This is a genomic window from Bacteroides ovatus (assembly GCF_001314995.1).
GTDB classification, from domain to species: Bacteria; Bacteroidota; Bacteroidia; order Bacteroidales; family Bacteroidaceae; genus Bacteroides; species Bacteroides ovatus.
The window spans coordinates 933,692-951,704 of sequence record NZ_CP012938.1 but is presented as its reverse complement, the minus strand read 5'-3'; the positions used below and the strand labels follow the sequence as shown (position 1 = coordinate 951,704).

At 39.1% G+C, this 18,013-nt stretch carries 11 protein-coding genes, 3 tRNA genes and 1 pseudogene; 8 read left to right on the top strand and 7 right to left on the bottom strand.

All coding sequences use genetic code 11. The features are described 5' to 3' along the window. The first annotated feature begins 920 nt into the window (after positions 1-920). The 3 genes from Bovatus_RS03695 to Bovatus_RS03685 all read left to right on the top strand — a co-directional run bounded on the left by Bovatus_RS03695 (position 921) and on the right by Bovatus_RS03685 (position 3,143). The gene (locus tag Bovatus_RS03695) at positions 921-1,391 is read left to right on the top strand and encodes a helix-turn-helix domain-containing protein (RefSeq protein WP_004295950.1); all 471 of its coding nucleotides are present in this window, start codon (positions 921-923) and stop codon (positions 1,389-1,391) included. A gap of 76 nt (positions 1,392-1,467) precedes the next feature. After that, a complete protein-coding gene (locus tag Bovatus_RS03690; RefSeq protein ID WP_004295951.1) occupies positions 1,468-2,244 on the top strand; it encodes a dihydroorotate dehydrogenase electron transfer subunit in 777 nt (258 codons plus the stop codon). Continuing rightward, positions 2,232-3,143: a dihydroorotate dehydrogenase gene (locus Bovatus_RS03685; protein WP_004295952.1), complete on the top strand. Its 912-nt coding sequence runs from the start codon at positions 2,232-2,234 to the stop codon at positions 3,141-3,143. The genes Bovatus_RS03690 and Bovatus_RS03685 overlap by 13 nt, the downstream gene beginning before the upstream one ends. A 216-nt stretch (positions 3,144-3,359) precedes the next feature. Here the strand turns inward: Bovatus_RS03685 and trmD are convergent, their stop codons facing one another. After that, positions 3,360-4,037, bottom strand: coding sequence for a tRNA (guanosine(37)-N1)-methyltransferase TrmD (gene trmD / locus Bovatus_RS03680; RefSeq protein ID WP_004295953.1), 678 nt, complete (start codon positions 4,035-4,037; stop codon positions 3,360-3,362). Positions 4,038-4,112: 75 nt separating this feature from the next. Here trmD and ligA point away from each other — a divergent pair, with 75 nt between their 5' ends. The 5 genes and pseudogenes from ligA to tnpC all read left to right on the top strand — a co-directional run bounded on the left by ligA (position 4,113) and on the right by tnpC (position 9,846). Beyond that, a complete protein-coding gene (ligA, locus tag Bovatus_RS03675; RefSeq protein ID WP_004295954.1) occupies positions 4,113-6,113 on the top strand; it encodes an NAD-dependent DNA ligase LigA in 2,001 nt (666 codons plus the stop codon). Between the two features lie 59 nt (positions 6,114-6,172). After that, complete coding sequence (gene dapA, locus Bovatus_RS03670; protein WP_004295955.1) at positions 6,173-7,066, top strand: 4-hydroxy-tetrahydrodipicolinate synthase; 894 nt, start codon at positions 6,173-6,175, stop codon at positions 7,064-7,066. Positions 7,067-7,452: 386 nt separating this feature from the next. After that, positions 7,453-7,857: a hypothetical protein gene (locus Bovatus_RS03665; RefSeq protein ID WP_004295957.1), complete on the top strand. Its 405-nt coding sequence runs from the start codon at positions 7,453-7,455 to the stop codon at positions 7,855-7,857. After that, positions 7,845-8,195, top strand: coding sequence for an IS66 family insertion sequence element accessory protein TnpB (gene tnpB / locus Bovatus_RS03660; RefSeq protein WP_004295958.1), 351 nt, complete (start codon positions 7,845-7,847; stop codon positions 8,193-8,195). Before Bovatus_RS03665 ends, tnpB begins: the two co-directional genes overlap by 13 nt. Positions 8,196-8,281: 86 nt before the next feature. Beyond that, positions 8,282-9,846, top strand: a pseudogene (gene tnpC, locus Bovatus_RS03655) (IS66 family transposase). A 296-nt stretch (positions 9,847-10,142) separates the two neighbouring features. On the opposite strand, the gene Bovatus_RS03650 reads toward tnpC, so the two are convergent. The 6 genes from Bovatus_RS03650 to Bovatus_RS03625 all read right to left on the bottom strand — a co-directional run bounded on the left by Bovatus_RS03650 (position 10,143) and on the right by Bovatus_RS03625 (position 17,670). Beyond that, a tRNA-Arg gene (locus Bovatus_RS03650) sits at positions 10,143-10,216 on the bottom strand. Between the two features lie 29 nt (positions 10,217-10,245). Next, positions 10,246-10,319, bottom strand: a tRNA-Arg gene (locus Bovatus_RS03645). A 20-nt stretch (positions 10,320-10,339) separates the two neighbouring features. Continuing rightward, positions 10,340-10,413 (bottom strand) — tRNA-Arg (locus Bovatus_RS03640). 79 nt (positions 10,414-10,492) lie between these two features. After that, positions 10,493-12,790 carry a patatin-like phospholipase family protein gene (locus tag Bovatus_RS03635; RefSeq protein WP_004295962.1) on the bottom strand — a complete coding sequence of 766 codons (2,298 nt, stop codon included), beginning with the start codon at positions 12,788-12,790 and terminating at the stop codon, positions 10,493-10,495. A gap of 171 nt (positions 12,791-12,961) precedes the next feature. Then, positions 12,962-15,007 carry a molecular chaperone HtpG gene (htpG, locus tag Bovatus_RS03630; RefSeq protein ID WP_004295963.1) on the bottom strand — a complete coding sequence of 682 codons (2,046 nt, stop codon included), beginning with the start codon at positions 15,005-15,007 and terminating at the stop codon, positions 12,962-12,964. Positions 15,008-15,141: 134 nt separating this feature from the next. Then, a complete protein-coding gene (locus tag Bovatus_RS03625; protein WP_004295964.1) occupies positions 15,142-17,670 on the bottom strand; it encodes an ATP-dependent Clp protease ATP-binding subunit in 2,529 nt (842 codons plus the stop codon). Positions 17,671-18,013: the final 343 nt, after the last annotated feature.

Sequence of the window (18,013 nt, the reverse complement as noted above, 5' to 3'; positions counted from 1 at the left end):
TTGAGTTTATCAAAAAAGCATTTTGGATTTTAAAGGTATCGTTTATAGTGAGAATGGAGATTTTTTTCTTTTCTCTAAAATCATCCATTAGTGTCATTTTGATAATCCAGAGTATATTTGATTACTATAAGCCTATTTTTTCTAGTTTAATAGAAAAATGGAATCTGAATTATAGGGGTAAGTCTTTGTTTTTCATTTGTTTATGCTAAAAATGAGCTTCCTAGAATCGAAAAAAAATAAATAAGTGGAGATCGGTACGGAAATATTGCAAGGATTTTCTTTTTAGAGAAGATTGTAAAGGATGATTAGAAAAAAATAGCAATATACATTGGTAAAGTATAAGTTGATCCCTTCCTTTTATTGCTTTTGCAACTATCAATATTTACTTTTGTGTATTTATGTGGTTACAAATGTGTCGTATACTTATGTAAATGAATTCCAAATGTAATCAAAAGATGGTGTTTACAATAATATATTTATGCATTTACAAAAATAACACCCTATATACAAATGTAGTTTTTCAGGCATTAACAAATACTTTTATCCCTATTATCTTATTATAAATCAAGATTATATAGTTTGTTATATCAATTAGTGCTATAAGAGCCTTCTATATGTGGTATGTATATTTGTGAATGTCTCTATTTGAGTTTCATTTGTGCTATATATATGGTTGTATATCTGTGTTTTATGATATATAATTAAACTAAAGCTATATGATTATAATAACTCGTTTTATTCTATATACAAGCATAATATTCGATTTGTATAATATAATACACTTTTGTAATATTAATATTTTTATATTTGTAATTTGCTTTTGTGAATCTAATTATTTACCTTTGTATAATCAATGAGATAGTGCGTATTTTTGTGAAATAGGTACATAACACATACAATTGTAATAAAAAGAAGGTAGTATGGAAATAAAAGACAGAATCAGAATGATAATGGAAAGAGAAAAAGTTCCTCCTAGAGTTTTTGCTGAAACAATTGGAGTGCAACAATCTACTCTCTCTCATATTTTAAATGATCGGAATAAACCCAGCTTAGAGGTCGTTATGAAGGTTCATCAAAAGTATGACTATGTAAATCTTGAATGGTTGCTTTATGGTAAGGGCGAAATGATGGTGTCTGAAGAAGGAACTTCCTTTTCTTCTTCTAATCACGATTATCTGCCTTCTTTATTCGACGAGAATCCCGTAAATCCGTCCAAAGAACCGACTCTTCCGGAAAATCGCAAGGAAACGCCGTTAAGAAACGCCGAAAATGCCCCCAAAGAGATTGTAAAACAAGAGATTAGGTATATAGAAAAGCCTGCCAGGAAAATCACGGAAATAAGAATATTTTTCGATGATAATACCTATGAGACGTTTCGACCTGAAAAATGAAGAGTAAAATCGGTGGTTTGAGCAATTTCCTGTATCTTTGCACCCGGAATACGAATTTATACTTTTATATCCATACATGAAGAAATTTATTTTAGATCTGACAGTGACCGAGAATATCAGATTGAATGCAAACTATGTATTGCTAAAATTGACCTCTCAGTCATTACTGCCCGAAATGTTACCTGGGCAGTTTGCCGAACTCCGGGTGGACGGTTCGCCTACTACATTCTTACGGCGTCCCATTTCTATTAATTTTGTAGATAAACAGCGAAATGAGGTCTGGTTTCTGATCCAGCTGGTTGGTGATGGAACAAGACGTTTGGCAGAGGTTAATCCCGGTGAAACAATAAATGTAGTGCTTCCACTGGGAAATGCATATACAATGCCTCTGGAGGCTTCTGATAAGCTCTTATTAGTTGGTGGAGGTGTCGGAACAGCCCCTATGCTTTATTTAGGTGAGCAGTTGGCTAAAAAAGGCCATAAACCTACGTTCCTGTTAGGTGCCCGTAGCGACAAAGATCTGTTGCAGCTGGAAGAGTTTGCCAAATATGGAGAGGTATATACCACCACGGAAGATGGTAGCCATGGAGAAAAAGGATATGTTACCCAACATTCTATATTAAATAAGGTACGATTTGAGCAGATTTACACTTGTGGTCCCAAACCGATGATGGTGGCTGTGGCAAAATATGCCAAAAGTAATCAGATAGAATGTGAAGTATCTTTGGAAAATACAATGGCTTGTGGTATCGGAGCATGCTTATGTTGTGTGGAAAATACGACAGAAGGTCATTTGTGTGTATGTAAAGAAGGTCCTGTTTTTAATATAAATAAACTACTATGGCAGATTTAAGTGTAAACATTGGTGAATTACAAATGAAAAACCCGGTGATGACAGCATCTGGTACATTTGGATATGGTGAAGAGTTCTCCGACTTCATTGATATAGCGCGAATAGGTGGTATTATTGTAAAAGGAACTACTCTTCACAAACGTGAAGGAAACCCTTATCCGCGTATGGCAGAGACTCCTTCTGGGATGTTAAACGCTGTAGGACTGCAAAATAAGGGTGTTGATTACTTTGTGGAGCATATATATCCCCGTATAAAAGACATCCAAACGAATATGATTGTAAACGTTTCGGGATCTGCCATCGAAGATTATGTAAAAACAGCTGAAATCATTAATGAACTTGACAAAATTCCTGCTATAGAGCTAAACATCTCTTGCCCTAATGTAAAGCAAGGTGGTATGGCTTTTGGTGTGTCAGCAAAAGGGGCGTCAGAAGTAGTAAAAGCAGTGCGTTCAGCTTACAAAAAGACACTTATCGTAAAACTCTCCCCGAACGTTACGGACATCACTGAAATAGCTCGTGCAGCAGAAGAAAGTGGTGCGGATAGCGTGTCATTAATCAATACATTGCTGGGTATGGCGATTGATGCGGAACGTAAACGCCCTATTTTGTCAACTATAACAGGCGGAATGTCGGGAGCAGCCGTAAAACCTATCGCATTACGTATGGTATGGCAAGTTGCCAAGGCGGTAAATATTCCTGTCATTGGATTGGGAGGTATTATGGACTGGAAAGATGCTGTTGAATTCATGCTTGCAGGTGCGACGGCCATCCAAATTGGTACGGCAAATTTCATAGATCCTGCTGTGACTATTAAAGTGGAAGATGGTATAAATAATTACCTGGAAAGACACGGATGTAAGTCTGTAAAGGAAATAATTGGTGCGCTTGAGGTATAATTGAAAACATACAATAACCCTTCGCATTAAGTCTGCAAGAAAAATGCTATTTCTCTTTTAAATAAAGAAAGGATAAACAGGCAGGTAGTGGCAGATGAAAAAGAAGTTCGTGTTTAGAGGAATTGTCTACGGACAGAATCTTTAGATTGAAGATAAAATAAAAACGACGGTGAGGATTTACGTAATCTTCACCGTCGTTTTTATTTACACTTTATTTTACTCCCCTAATAGGTCGGGACGAAGTTTTCTGGTGCGTTCCAGGGACTGTTGCAGTTCCCATTCTTTGATCTTTGCTTCATGCCCGGATAATAGAATATCGGGAACTTTCCAGCCTTTATAATCAGCAGGTCGTGTATATACAGGTGCTGCCAGCAAATTATCCTGGAAAGAATCGGAAAGTGCGGATTGTTCATCGGAGATGACTCCGGGAATGATACGTACGATAGCATCTGCCATCACTGCTGCCGCTAGTTCTCCTCCTGTTAATACATAATCGCCGATACTGATTTCTTTAGTAATCAGATGTTCGCGAATACGGTAATCGATGCCTTTAAAGTGTCCGCAAAGAATAATGAGATTCTGTGCCAGAGAGAGAGTGTTGGCCATCGGTTGGTTGAATTGTTCTCCGTCAGGGGTCGTGAAGATAACTTCATCGTAGTCACGTTCTGCCTTTAGAGCATTGATGCAGCGTTCGATAGGTTCTATTTTCATCACCATTCCGGCAAATCCTCCAAAAGGATAATCATCGACACGACGATATTTATCTTCGGTGTAATCACGTAAATTGTGAATGTGTATTTCTGCAAGTCCTTTATCTTGAGCTCGTTTCATGATAGAACAATTGAAGAAACCTTCAATCATTTCGGGTAAAACTGTTATAATATCAATGCGCATAATCTTTTAATTTTTCGCAAAAGTACAAATATTCAAAGATAAACATGTATTTTTGCCTTAAACAATCGAAGAAATATGGATATAAAAGAAAAAATAGAGGAATTGCGTGCCGAACTTCATCGGCATAATTATAATTATTATGTGTTGAATGCTCCTGAAATCTCGGATAAAGAGTTTGACGATAAGATGCGTGAACTTCAGGATCTGGAACAAGCACATCCGGAATATAAAGATGAAAATTCACCCACTATGCGCGTGGGGAGCGACTTGAACAAGAATTTTACGCAAGTGGCTCATAAATATCCTATGCTGTCATTGGCAAATACATATTCGGAAGCGGAAGTGACGGACTTCTACGATCGTGTCCGTAAAGCGCTAAATGAGGATTTCGAGATTTGTTGTGAAATGAAATATGACGGTACTTCTATTTCGTTGACCTATGAAAATGGGAAGTTGGTTCGTGCCGTTACCCGTGGAGATGGAGAAAAAGGCGATGATGTGACGGATAATGTGAAAACAATCCGTTCTATCCCGCTTGTATTACATGGTGATAATTATCCTGATTCTTTTGAGATACGTGGGGAAATTCTTATGCCATGGGAAGTGTTTGAAGAGTTGAATCGGGAAAAAGAGGCACGTGAAGAACCGCTTTTTGCCAATCCAAGAAATGCGGCGTCCGGTACATTGAAGTTGCAAAATTCTTCTATTGTAGCTTCTCGCAAGCTGGATGCTTATTTATATTATTTATTGGGAGATAATCTGCCTTGTGACGGACATTATGAAAATCTTCAGGAAGCGGCAAAATGGGGCTTTAAAATCTCTGATTTGACGCGTAAGTGCCAGACATTGGAGGAGGTCTTTGAATTTATCAACTATTGGGATGTAGAACGTAAAAATCTACCGGTTGCCACAGACGGGATTGTTTTAAAGGTGAACAGTTTGAGACAACAGAAAAATTTGGGTTTTACGGCTAAGTCTCCTCGATGGGCTATTGCCTATAAATTCCAGGCAGAACGTGCATTGACCCGATTGAATAAGGTGACCTATCAGGTAGGAAGAACCGGAGCAGTCACTCCGGTAGCTAATCTGGACCCTGTACAGCTTTCGGGAACTGTCGTAAAACGTGCATCCTTACATAATGCGGATATCATCGAAGGACTTGATTTGCATATCGGAGACATGGTTTATGTGGAAAAAGGTGGTGAAATTATTCCTAAGATTACGGGAGTAGATAAAGATGCACGTAGTTTTATGCTTGGGGAGAAGGTTCGATTCATCGTCAATTGTCCCGAATGTGGTAGTAAATTAGTCAGGTATGAAGGGGAAGCCGCTCATTATTGCCCCAATGAAACAGCGTGTCCTCCTCAAATCAAAGGCAAAATCGAGCATTTTATTAGTCGAAAGGCTATGAATATTGATGGATTGGGACCGGAAACCGTGGATATGTTCTATCGTTTGGGATTAATTAAAAATACGGCCGACTTATATAAACTCACAGCTGATGATATCAAAGGTTTGGATCGTATGGGAGAAAAATCGGCGGAGAACCTTATAACGGGGATTGCACAAAGCAAAACCGTTCCTTTCGAGCGTGTTATTTTTGCTTTGGGAATTCGTTTTGTTGGTGAGACTGTGGCCAAAAAGATAGCAAAATCGTTTGAGAATATAGATGATCTGCAACAGGCAGATCTTGAAAAATTAGTAAGTATCGATGAAATCGGAGAAAAAATAGCCCAGAGTATACTTGCATATTTTGCGAATGAGTCTAATCGTGAGTTGGTTGCCAAGCTAAAAGAGGCCGGACTGCAGCTTTATCGCACCGAAGAAGATTTAAGCGGATATACGGATAAGTTAGCGGGACAGTCTATCGTTATCAGCGGTGTGTTTGTTCATCATTCACGCGACGAATATAAAGAGCTTATCGAGAAAAACGGAGGGAAAAATGTAGGAAGCATTTCTGCGAAAACAAGTTTTATACTGGCTGGGGACAATATGGGACCTGCAAAGCTTGAAAAAGCAAAAAAACTTGGAATAACCATATTAAGCGAAGACGAATTTCTGAAACTTATATCGTAAGATAAGAAAAATATTCGTACTTTTGCGGCTAAATAAATTAGAGATTATAATTAAAACTCATGATACAGACTAAATTGAAAGGAATGGGGGTAGCACTGATTACTCCTTTCAAAGAGGATGAGAGCGTTGACTATGACGCGTTGATGCGTATGGTGGACTATCTATTACAGAATAATGCGGATTTCTTGTGTGTGCTGGGGACTACAGCTGAAACACCGACTCTGACCGAGGAAGAAAAGAAAATTATAAAAAAGATGGTAATTGACCGCGTTAACGGAAGAATTCCTATTCTGTTGGGTGTAGGTGGTAATAATACTCGTGCTATTGTAGAAACATTGAAAAATGATGATTTCACAGGAGTTGATGCCATATTGTCTGTTGTGCCGTATTATAATAAACCTTCTCAAGAAGGTATTTATCAGCATTATAAAGCGATTGCAGAAGCTACGGAGCTCCCCATCGTATTGTATAATGTTCCGGGACGTACGGGGGTAAATATGACTGCCGAAACTACTTTGCGGATTGCCCGTGATTTTAAGAATGTAGTTGCCATTAAAGAAGCATCCGGCAATATTACGCAAATGGATGATATTATTAAAAATAAACCGGAAAATTTCAATGTAATCTCCGGAGATGATGGTATAACCTTTCCGCTTATTACATTGGGAGCCGTTGGTGTGATTTCAGTAATTGGTAATGCTTTTCCTCGTGAATTTAGCCGTATGACGCGCCTGGCGCTTCAAGGAGACTTTGCCAATGCATTAACCATCCATCATCGATTCACGGAATTATTCAATTTGTTGTTTGTTGATGGAAATCCAGCAGGAGTAAAATCAATGTTGAATGCCATGGGTATGATTGAGAATAAACTTCGGTTGCCACTAGTTCCTACTCGCATTACTACATTTGAGGCAATACGCAAGGTTTTGAATGAGTTGAATATTAAATGTTGATGCCTTCTTCAGCGAGGAATTCATAATAAACATCTAAGTGTTTAAAATAAATATCCCAATGATTGAATTCAGTCATTGGGATATTTATTTTAAACCAGCCAATGATTTATTTAAGACAGCCGCTGTCTATTGTGAAAGGGTTATATTTCTTATTAATTACGTTTTTCGATACAGGTTTTTCACCTTCCTAAAGCATAGCTTTAGGGAACGGATAGCTACGCTTTAGCCTATCTAAAGCATAGCTATTTGAGGGCTTGATAAGAAATTCTAATAGCCATTGTGACATATTTCATTTCCAAACAGGTGAAAAGTAAGCGTCTCCGCGATTCTATCTTGTCGCCCTTTTTTCATTCTTATATTTTTGCTATGTATAAAAATGAAGCATTATGGATTTAGCAGAAAATCGATTTGGAAAAACTTGGAAACATTTCCTTGAAGTATTGAAAGTAGACTACAATTGTTCTTTAGCCGATGTTTGCCGCGATCAGCATACCACTTTTGGTGGTATGAGTTCCTGGATGTCCAGACGGGGCTATAGCGTTAAACAAGCCAAGGCAGATGTGGTCCGTGATTATTATGGCGGCGTTGAACCCTCCCAACCGACAACTTTCTCTCCTTCATTCACTCAAATAGCACCCGCCATGTTGTCGGAAGAAGAGTTTAGTCTTGCCGGGATCACAATCACCTTTAACAGTGGAACCACCATTTCGGTCAAACGGGCCACACCCGGTGGTGTGATTAAAATGTTGCGCGATTACGAAAGAACGGAGGGAGATCTATGTATTCTCTAACATCAGCCAATCGCTACTATCTGTACCAGGGCTTTGTTCGTATGAACCTTGGCATTGACGGTTTATTCAAAATTATACGATTGGAAATGAAGGACTTGTCTCCCGTTTCCGGAGATATCTTTTTATTCTTTGGTAAAAACCGACAAAGTGTAAAAATACTGCGTTGGGATGGCGATGGCTTTCTTCTGTACTACAAGCGCCTCGAAGGTGGAAGTTTTGAGTTACCGACATTTAACCCCAATACAGGCAATTACGAGATTTCTTATCAGGTTTTGTCTTTTATCTTAAATGGAGTGTCATTAAAGTCTGTACGGTTGAGAAAGCGTTTTAGGATCTAATTCAACATTCTGATTATTAGTTATTTGTGCTAAAGATATCATCCGGTTTATTTGGCCAATTCGTTGATTTTTTATATCTTTATGCCATGAAAAAGGATGAGATCATAGAGTTATTGAAGGAACAAATCAAGGGATTACGAGATGACAACAACAGACTCTTGGACCAAATAGATGCTTTGATAAAGGAGGTTTCTTCCCTTAAAGAGGCACTCCTTCAAAAAGGCGAATCTCTTAGCAAGCAACAGCGCCTTACTAAGGGACTCGCCAAACTTGTATCCAACACATCCGAACAGCAACAGGCTCCCCAATCTGCCATATTCGAAGAAGAGCGGCAGAAGATAGAAGCGGAAAAAGCAGATAAGCGTAAAGCAAGAAAGAACAATGGGGCCAAACGTGACATGCATTATGAGATGGAGGAAGAAGAACATGTCGTTTATCCCGATGATCCCGATTTTGACATCAATAAGGCCCGGTTGTTTACCACTGTTCCCAGAATATGCGTCCGCTATGAATGTGTACCCATGCGCTTCATCAAGCATGTCTACAAGATACATACCTATACGCAAGAAGGTCGCCTGTTTGAGGGAAAAACACCGGCTTCGGCCTTCTTGAATTCCAGCTATGACGGTTCATTTATTGCCGGATTGATGGAATTACGTTATATACAATCGCTACCTGTTGAAAGAATCATCAACTACTTCGAGAGTCATGGCTTTACGCTGAAGAAACCTACGGCTCATAAGTTGATAGAGAAAGCCTCAAACCTCTTCGAAAATCTTTATAAGTGCATCCGGCAGACAGCTTTGAGCGATCCTTATAAGGCAGCCGATGAAACCTATTACAAAATACTCGTCCCGGAAAAGAACAGCAAGGGAAAAGGAGTCAGGAAGGGATACCTTTGGGTGGTTGTCGGCATAAACACCAGGATGATATACTTGCTCTATGATGACGGCTCCCGGTCTGAAAGAGTTATTCTTAACGAATTAGGCAGTTGCAAAGGTATCATACAAAGCGATGGTTACTCACCTTACCGGAAGCTCGAAAGCGATGCTTATCCCAATATCACACGCATCCCGTGCTTGCAACATATAAAACGGAAATTTATAGATTGCGGTGAGAAGGACCCGGATGCAAAAAGGATCGTGGAGCTGATAAACGCACTTTATCAAAACGAGCATAAGCATAAAGTTGGGGTTGAGGGATGGACGGTAGAACAGAATCTTATGCATCGAAAAAAGTATGCGCCGGACATACTCGGAGAAATAAAAGATGTGCTTGATGAAATAGAAGAACGGGGGATTTGTTACCTAAGAGCGAACTGCAGGAAGCCATTACCTATCTTCGCAATGAGTGGAATGCAGTGGTGGACATCTTTAATTATGGTGACACTTATCTGGACAACAATATGGTTGAACGGATGAACCGGTACATATCCTTATCAAGAAAAAACTCATTGTTCTTCGGCAGCCATAAGGGGGCCGAACGAGGCGCCATACTCTATACGATAGCACTCACTTGTAGGATGCATAAAGTGAATCTATTTGAGTATCTCACGGATGTGATAAACAGAACAGCCGAATGGCAACCGAACACACCAATTGAAAAATACAGGGAACTGCTTCCTGACAGATGGGAAAAGGCTAATGACTAAAAAGGGATCATTAGCCTTTTTATTTTAATACACTATATAGAATCGCGGAGACGCTTACGAGACGCTTACGGTGAAAAAGGCTGTGTAAGAGTTGCCCTTCACCCGTAAACGACTTATTTATAGGGAGCCCGGAAGAAAGGTGAAGGTGAAGAGGGAATTGAAAATAAAAGATATGAGGGGATGTATCGCTTGTTTATAATGACTGACTTTTGAATCTTTTTAGTTTAGTTATAGCTAATTTCTTCGATGAAATGGGAGAAAATAAAAATCCTCCGCATCAAATGCAGAGGATTTTGTGATCGCGACAGGATTCAAACCTGTAACCGGCTGATCCGTAGTCAGCTACTCTATTCAGTTGAGCTACGCGACCTCAAATAATATAACTTGTAAATTTTTCAGTGACCGCGACAGGATTCAAACCTGTAACCGGCTGATCCGTAGTCAGCTACTCTATTCAGTTGAGCTACGCGGCCATTCTGTTAATTCAAAAAAGTGATCGCGACAGGATTCAAACCTGTAACCGGCTGATCCGTAGTCAGCTACTCTATTCAGTTGAGCTACGCGACCGTTATTTTGTTTTAACGGGTGCAAAGATACGGACTTTTCCCGAATTAGCAAGCTTTTCACCGACTTTTTTTGTAGAAAATTATTCTATGAACCGATAATTGAATAGTTGTAAACCTATACTTAGTCCGACATTCCACTCCCTTTTCGGTGAGCTATAATGATTTACATATGCAGAGATATCTCCAAAAGGCAATTGACATACAACAGAAATTTCTCCTAAATATTCAAACTTGGAGAAAGCTTTTCCGTAATATGCTTTATTCAACGAGTTTTTTTCGATTGGATAAATAGGCATAAAACCATAAAATTCTCCCCGAAGATGGAACATCTGGCTTAAACGGTAAATAGGCCGAATGCCGGCTCCGACAAATTGATTGGCACGAAAGGCTTCGTTGTAAGTCAATTTGCTATGTAATGTAGGAGAAAACTCTCCAGCTTGCATCATTGTGGCCGTATAGTTCTCGGAGAAGTTTTTGGAGGCATACAGGGCTTTCAAATACCATCCTAAAACCCAATGTTCACTCATATTATGATATTTCTCTTTCATATAAGATAATTGCAGCCAGGAGTGATGATCTTTGTTGTTACTGGTCGTACTTCCTTCGCCCGGATAGAATCGTTCTTTTCCAACGAAAATCTGGGCTACAAGGGCTTCTCTGTATCCACGTGTAGGATATTGTTTGGAATTAAGAGTACTTCCATTAAAACTAATTGATCCACCAAATAAATCATAGCGGCTTTTATCAAATTTGTCATTTCCGAAGTCAATGACACTTTTTTGAAAATATTTATCCTCTATTCTTGCAATTCCTACTCCAAACTCTGCTCGCTTGCTCGAAAGGAAAGGTAATCCAACCTGTAATTTCAAGAAACGTTCGTCTTTCTGGTTAAAGGCCGGTTTGTTATTTCGCGAAAAAAGTTTGTCCTTCTTAAAATAGTCGAAAGTACTGATCGAACCTATAAGACGATACGAGGTAGGAATGGCAGTGGCAAAGTCTATTTTTGCCATAAATTGCACGTTGTTATATACCTTTCCAAGTTGCCCGTCAAGAATAAACTCTTTGGCATAGTAGTTTAAGTCCTGATAACTAAGTCCCAGGTAGATCTGATTCGAATTGGAGGTGGATATGTTACCTCCCAGCCGTACAGCAAAGTTGTTTTCCAGTTTGACTTTTAAATGCAGATCATAGGTGTCATCTTCCGGATTATAAATTGCATGCGGTATGATTTCTGAAATCATTTTATCTGATAGCAATCGAAAATAACCTTGCTTTAAATCTTCATAGGTGAATTCTTTGTTATCCGACTTATGAAATTCTTTCTTCATATATGCCTGTTGTTGTGGATTAGCTCCATCAATGATGATATTTTTAAAACGTAGTTCCGGGAAATTACTACGGTATACCATTCTCCTTAAACGAATATTGTCCAGATTCACACGCCGATGGATACGGCTTTTGATAGAATCCATCATGCTGATGGTTCGATTATATCCTATATCATGTAATTCGTCGATGCGTTGAAAATCCATCAGATTGACGTTGTCATATTTGAACGTCATTAAAATCCCCATAGAGTCCGGAATAGAATAGTCGGTTTTCTGCATCACCATATTCTCAATTTGACTCATGAGGTCATTTTCCTTGGGTTTAGTGGGATTGGTGGATACAACGCTTCCTATAATGACATCCGGATGAAAATCATCTCTCATGACGTCCGTGGGAAAGTTATTATAGATACCTCCATCGTAGGCCAGTACATTGTCTATTTCAATGGGTTTAAACATGAAAGGGAAGCTCATGGAAGCTCTGACGGCATCTCCTAAATCTCCTTCCTTCATGACTAACTGTTTTTTATTGTACACATCGGACGCAATGCAACGGAAAGGAACAAAAAGTTTATCAAAATCTCCCTTACAAGCGGCCGTAGCACGTGCATATAGGTCAACAAACACGAGATTCATTTGAATCGGGTTGACAACACTGGTAGGCAGGAATTGAGGTTTTAAACTCTTCAGTGAATCTTTGAATGAAAAACGAATATTGAAAAATTCGGGAGTGGGAAGATTCTTTTTGAAATGATATACGTATTTCTCTTCCACTTCTCCGGAATACCATCGTTTAAAGTCCTCCGATTTGAGCAGTTCTACCATGTCGTCAGGAGAGTATCCCATGGCATACAAGGAGCCGATAATGGCTCCCATGGAAGTACCAGCAATGTAGTCAATAGGGATGTTGTTTTCTTCCAATGCGCGAATGATGCCGATGTGCGTCATTCCTTTGGCGCCACCACCGCTTAATACAAGTCCTACTTTTTGGGCATGGATAGCCGGGATAATCAGCCATAAAGTAATGAACACTAAAAAAATCTTTCTCATAACCCAAATCAAACAATTGAATTTTTTGTCTATTAAGTGTTCAAATATATACAATACTTTTCAATTAATCGATATTTTGCCGATCGTTTTAAATTGAAAAAGAGCATTACAACGTGTATTTAACGTTGAATGCTCTTTCTTGAAGTATGTGTAATGTTTAAAGGGGCGATATTAAATCAGCTCAATGCTACGTTTTACGAAGTTATTCAAAGCTTCACCTCTTAACATATTGTTTTGAAGTAAGGCCAGATCGATAAGCTGGCGGATAACTTTGTTATTGCTTGCATAGCCGATAAAGATAGCTTCTTTCTTGCTTTTCAGATCATCCCACTTCTTGTCGAGATCGTTTAATTCATCTTTTTCAGCTGTTGGGATGTCTTCTTCCTTTTTATCCTTCTGTTTGTCTTTCAACTCATTACGTTGTTTGTTGACGTTATCCATTTCGGAGAGTATCGGAGCTACTTCTGCTTGACAGGCATTCTCTTCTTCATTCAATACTTGTTTTATCAACTTGTGGTCTGAATTCAGGATCAGATTGAACATGTCAGGCATTTCGCCGTAGAAGCTCATTCCGGCTTGAATATTTGCCATTTCTTTCATACGACGCATATATTCGCTTTGAGTAATCATGACCGGAGCCGAATTTTCTCCCAACGCTTGCGTCATCACATTGAATTCAACCTTATCCATTTTAGGCAATTGGCTCTTGAAGGCTGTTGTGATTGCATCTTGTTTGCTGGCTTCCAGAGTTTCACCTTTCTTGTCTTCTTTTACAATCAGATTGTCAACAACATCACTGTCTACACGGGTGAAACGGGATTTCTCAAGCTTTTGCTCCAACATACTTACCATAGCTACATCTAACTGGCCATCCATGAGCAAGACATTATAGCCTTTATTGGTTGCAGCCTCAATATAGCTGTATTGTTCGTCCTTGTTATTTGCATACAGATAGATTAGATTTCCATCTTTGTCTGTCTGGTTATCTTTAATAAGGGTCTGATATTCCTCGAATGTGTAATGTTTGTCATTTATATCGGTGAAAAGGGCGAATTTTTGCGCTTTATCATAGAAATCCTCTTGTGTGAGCATTCCATAATTGATAAATATTTTCAAGTCGTTCCACTTTTCTTCAAACTGCTTACGATCATTCTTGAATATAGACTGTAAACGGTCGGAAACTTTCTTGGTGATATAAGTTGAAATCTTCTTCACGTTTGAGTCGCTTTGCAAGTATGAACGGGAAACGTTCAACGGAATATCCGGAGAATCTATTACTCCATGTAACAAAGTCAGGAAGTCCGGCACAATGCCTTCAACAGAGTCTGTTACATATACTTGATTGCAATATAACTGAATCTTGTTCTTATTTAATTCAATATTGCTCTTTACCTTCGGGAAGTAGAGGATACCAGTCAGATGGAATGGATAATCCACATTCAGGTGAATCCAGAAGAGTGGTTCATCAGACATCGGATATAGCTTGCTATAGAATGATTTGTAATCTTCATCCGAAAGTTCGCTAGGTTTGCGTGTCCACAAAGGAGTGGTGTCATTGATTATATTATCTTCAGCCGTTTCTACCTGTTTGCCGTCTTTCCATTCTTTCTTTTTTCCAAATGCAATAGGAACAGGAAGGAAGCTGCAATATTTCTTCAGAAGTTCGGAGATACGTGCTTCTTCGAGGAATTCTTTGCAGTCGTCATCAATGTATAAGATGATATCTGATCCACGGTCGGCTTTTTCTATTTCTTCAATAGTGAATTCAGGGCTGCCATCACAAGTCCATTTTACGGCTTTTGCATCGTCTCTGTATGATTTAGTGATAATCTCCACTTTCTTTGCAACCATAAAGGCAGAGTAGAAGCCAAGTCCGAAATGTCCGATAATGGCATTTGCATCGTTCTTATACTTCTCCAGGAAGTCATTAGCTCCAGAGAAAGCTATTTGATTGATGTACTTCTCTATTTCTTCTGCAGTCAAACCGATACCACGGTCAGAAATGGTAATAGTATCTTTGCCTAATTCAACGTGAACAGTTAAGTCACCCAGTTCACCTTTGAATTCGCCAATAGAAGCAAGCGTATTCAGCTTCTGAGTGGCATCTACCGCATTGGATACTAACTCGCGCAGAAAAATCTCATGGTCACTGTACAAAAACTTTTTAATGATAGGGAAAATGTTTTCTGTTGTAACCCCAATATTACCTTTTTGCATAATACGTATATTTTTTTAGTTTATCTATTGATTAATTTTAATTGATATTTGTCCATACAGAGACAAAAAAAATGCCAGACCCGAAGGTCTGACATTATGGCATATTAAATTATTTTCTTATTCAGGAAATAACTCTATTCCGGAGAAACAACTTTCATCTCCAATTCGCCTTTTTCTTCATTAAGGGTTACTTGAATAGTATCTCCCTCTTTTAAAGACGAGGAAATGATGAGCTCGGATAAACCATCCTCCAGATAGGTTTGAATTGCGCGCTTCAAAGGACGGGCGCCATATTGTATGTCATATCCCTTGCTAGCGATGAATTCTTTCGCCTTATCTTCAATAACAAGCTTGTAACCAATAGATTCTATTCTATCGTACAATCCTTTTAGCTCTATGTCTATAATCTTTGTTATCGCTTCCAGAGAAAGTTGATCAAACGTGATAATCTCATCTACACGATTGATGAATTCAGGCGCGAATGATTTATTTAGAGCTTTTTGTATAACACTTCGCGAGAATTCTTTATCATCCAGGCGGCTTTGTGTCGCAAAACCAACACCACGTCCAAATTCTTTCAGCTGGCGGGTTCCGATATTGGAAGTCATGATAATAACGGTATTTTTGAAATCTACCATTCTGCCATAACTGTCAGTCAGACGACCCTCATCCATTACCTGAAGCAGGATATTGAATACATCCGGATGTGCTTTTTCTATTTCATCAAGCAATACAATAGAGTATGGTTTACGGCGCACTTTTTCTGTCAGCTGGCCACCTTCTTCATATCCTACGTATCCCGGAGGTGCCCCAACCAAGCGTGAAACAGTGAACTTTTCCATATATTCACTCATATCGATACGAATCAGTGCATCGGCAGAACCGAACATATACTTGGCCAACTCTTTTGCTAGGTGAGTTTTACCAACTCCTGTCGGACCTAAGAACATAAACGTGCCAATGGGCTTATTAGGATCTTTGAGTCCTACACGGCTTCGCAAAATGGCTTTGACCAGCTTTTCTATCGCTGTGTCTTGTGCGATGACTTTAGCTTGCAAATCTTCTTTCATACCTGCTAGCTTGATGCCTTCGGCCTGTGCCATTCGTTGTACTGGAATGCCTGACATCATTGAGATAACATTGGCAATTTCTTCTGCATCAACAGTTTGCCTGTTTTCTTTTAGATTGGCTTCCCATTCTTTTTTCATCTCATCCAATTGGATAGAAAGTTCTTTCTCCTTATCACGGAAGCTGGCTGCAAGTTCAAAATTCTGCGATTTTACGGCTTCATTTTTCTTGTTTTTAGCTTCTTCGATCAGCTTTTCCTGTTCTTCTATCTCTTTGGGTACATTGACATTAGTAAGATGTACACGTGAGCCGGCTTCATCTAAAGCATCAATGGCTTTATCAGGGAAATTACGATCTGTGATATAGCGGTCTGTCAGCTTGACACATGCTTCCAATGCTTCATCTGTATAATACACATTGTGATGATCTTCATACTTATCCTTGATATTACGCAAAATCTGCAGAGTTTCGGCAGCAGTAGTCGGTTCTACGATTACTTTTTGGAAACGACGTTCCAATGCGCCATCTTTCTCAATATTCTTACGATATTCATCAAGAGTGGTGGCACCGATACATTGTATTTCTCCTCTTGCCAATGCTGGCTTTAGCATATTGGCGGCATCCATAGAGCCTGCTGCAGAGCCTGCGCCTACAATCGTGTGAATTTCATCAATGAATAATATAACATTCGGATTCTTCTGCAATTCATTGAGAATGGAACGGATACGTTCTTCAAATTGTCCACGGTACTTTGTTCCTGCCACAACAGCAGTCATGTCAAGAGCAACGACTCGTTTATCAAACAGGATACGCGAAACCTTTTTCTGAATGATTCTCAATGCAAGACCTTCAACAATCGCTGATTTTCCTACACCGGGTTCACCAATCAGAATTGGGTTATTCTTTTTGCGTCGACTTAATATCTGCGCTAAACGTTCGATTTCTCTTTCTCTGCCCACAACAGGATCCAACCGTCCTTCTTCTGCCGCTTTTGTCATGTCAGTACCGAAATTGTCAAGTACCGGCGTATCATTAGACGGCTTCTTGGAAGCGGTTTGTGCCTGTTGGCGTTCATCCGAACCACCTCTGCCGGAACGAGGAGAAGACATTTCTTCGTCATCCTCATCGTCTTCCGAAAAGCCCATGCCGGAATTGACATCCGGCTGCAATGTAGCTTGCTCCAGTACTTTCACGTAGTTTATATCGTTTGCTTCAAGTACGGAAGCCGCCATATTGTTTTTTTCTCTTAAAATAGCCAATAATACATGTTCTGTATCAGCGATGTTACTTTTCATTCCACGAGCTTCTAAAATACACATTTTTAATATCTTTGCCGCATCATTAGATAACGGCACCTCTGCATCAGGCAATAACATTTCATCAGCTTCTGCCTTCAGCTGAGCTTCAATCTGTTGCTTTATAGCAGCCAGATTGGTGTTGAGTTTAGACAATATCTCGATAGCTTTTCCTTCACCGTCACGGAGTATTCCCAGAAGCAGGTGTTCGGGACCTATATACCTACTTCTCAACCGGTTCGCTTCTTCCTTACTATAGACGATAATGTCGGAAACTCTTTGTGAGAATTGATTATTCATACTTTTTTCCTTTTCTTCTAAGGGTTATTCACTGGCAAATATACGCATTTAATCAAGTTTGTATTGCAATATTTGCTTTATTTCTTATATCTACAAATGGCGTGCCATAAAAACAGTGTATTTGTATTATATATATAAGGTATAACAAATAATAGGCTCTTTTTTACCGATGTTATTTATCTTTCCATATTATATTTATCGTTTTTATCTTTTTATTTTTGTATTTTAAAGTTTGGCGGGTTATCGTCTCGGTCATGATAAAACTTTCTTTCTAAAAACTTTCGTATATCGGGGAAAAGTAGTACTTTAGCGTGGTTTTTCACAAACCGTAGAATGTATAATT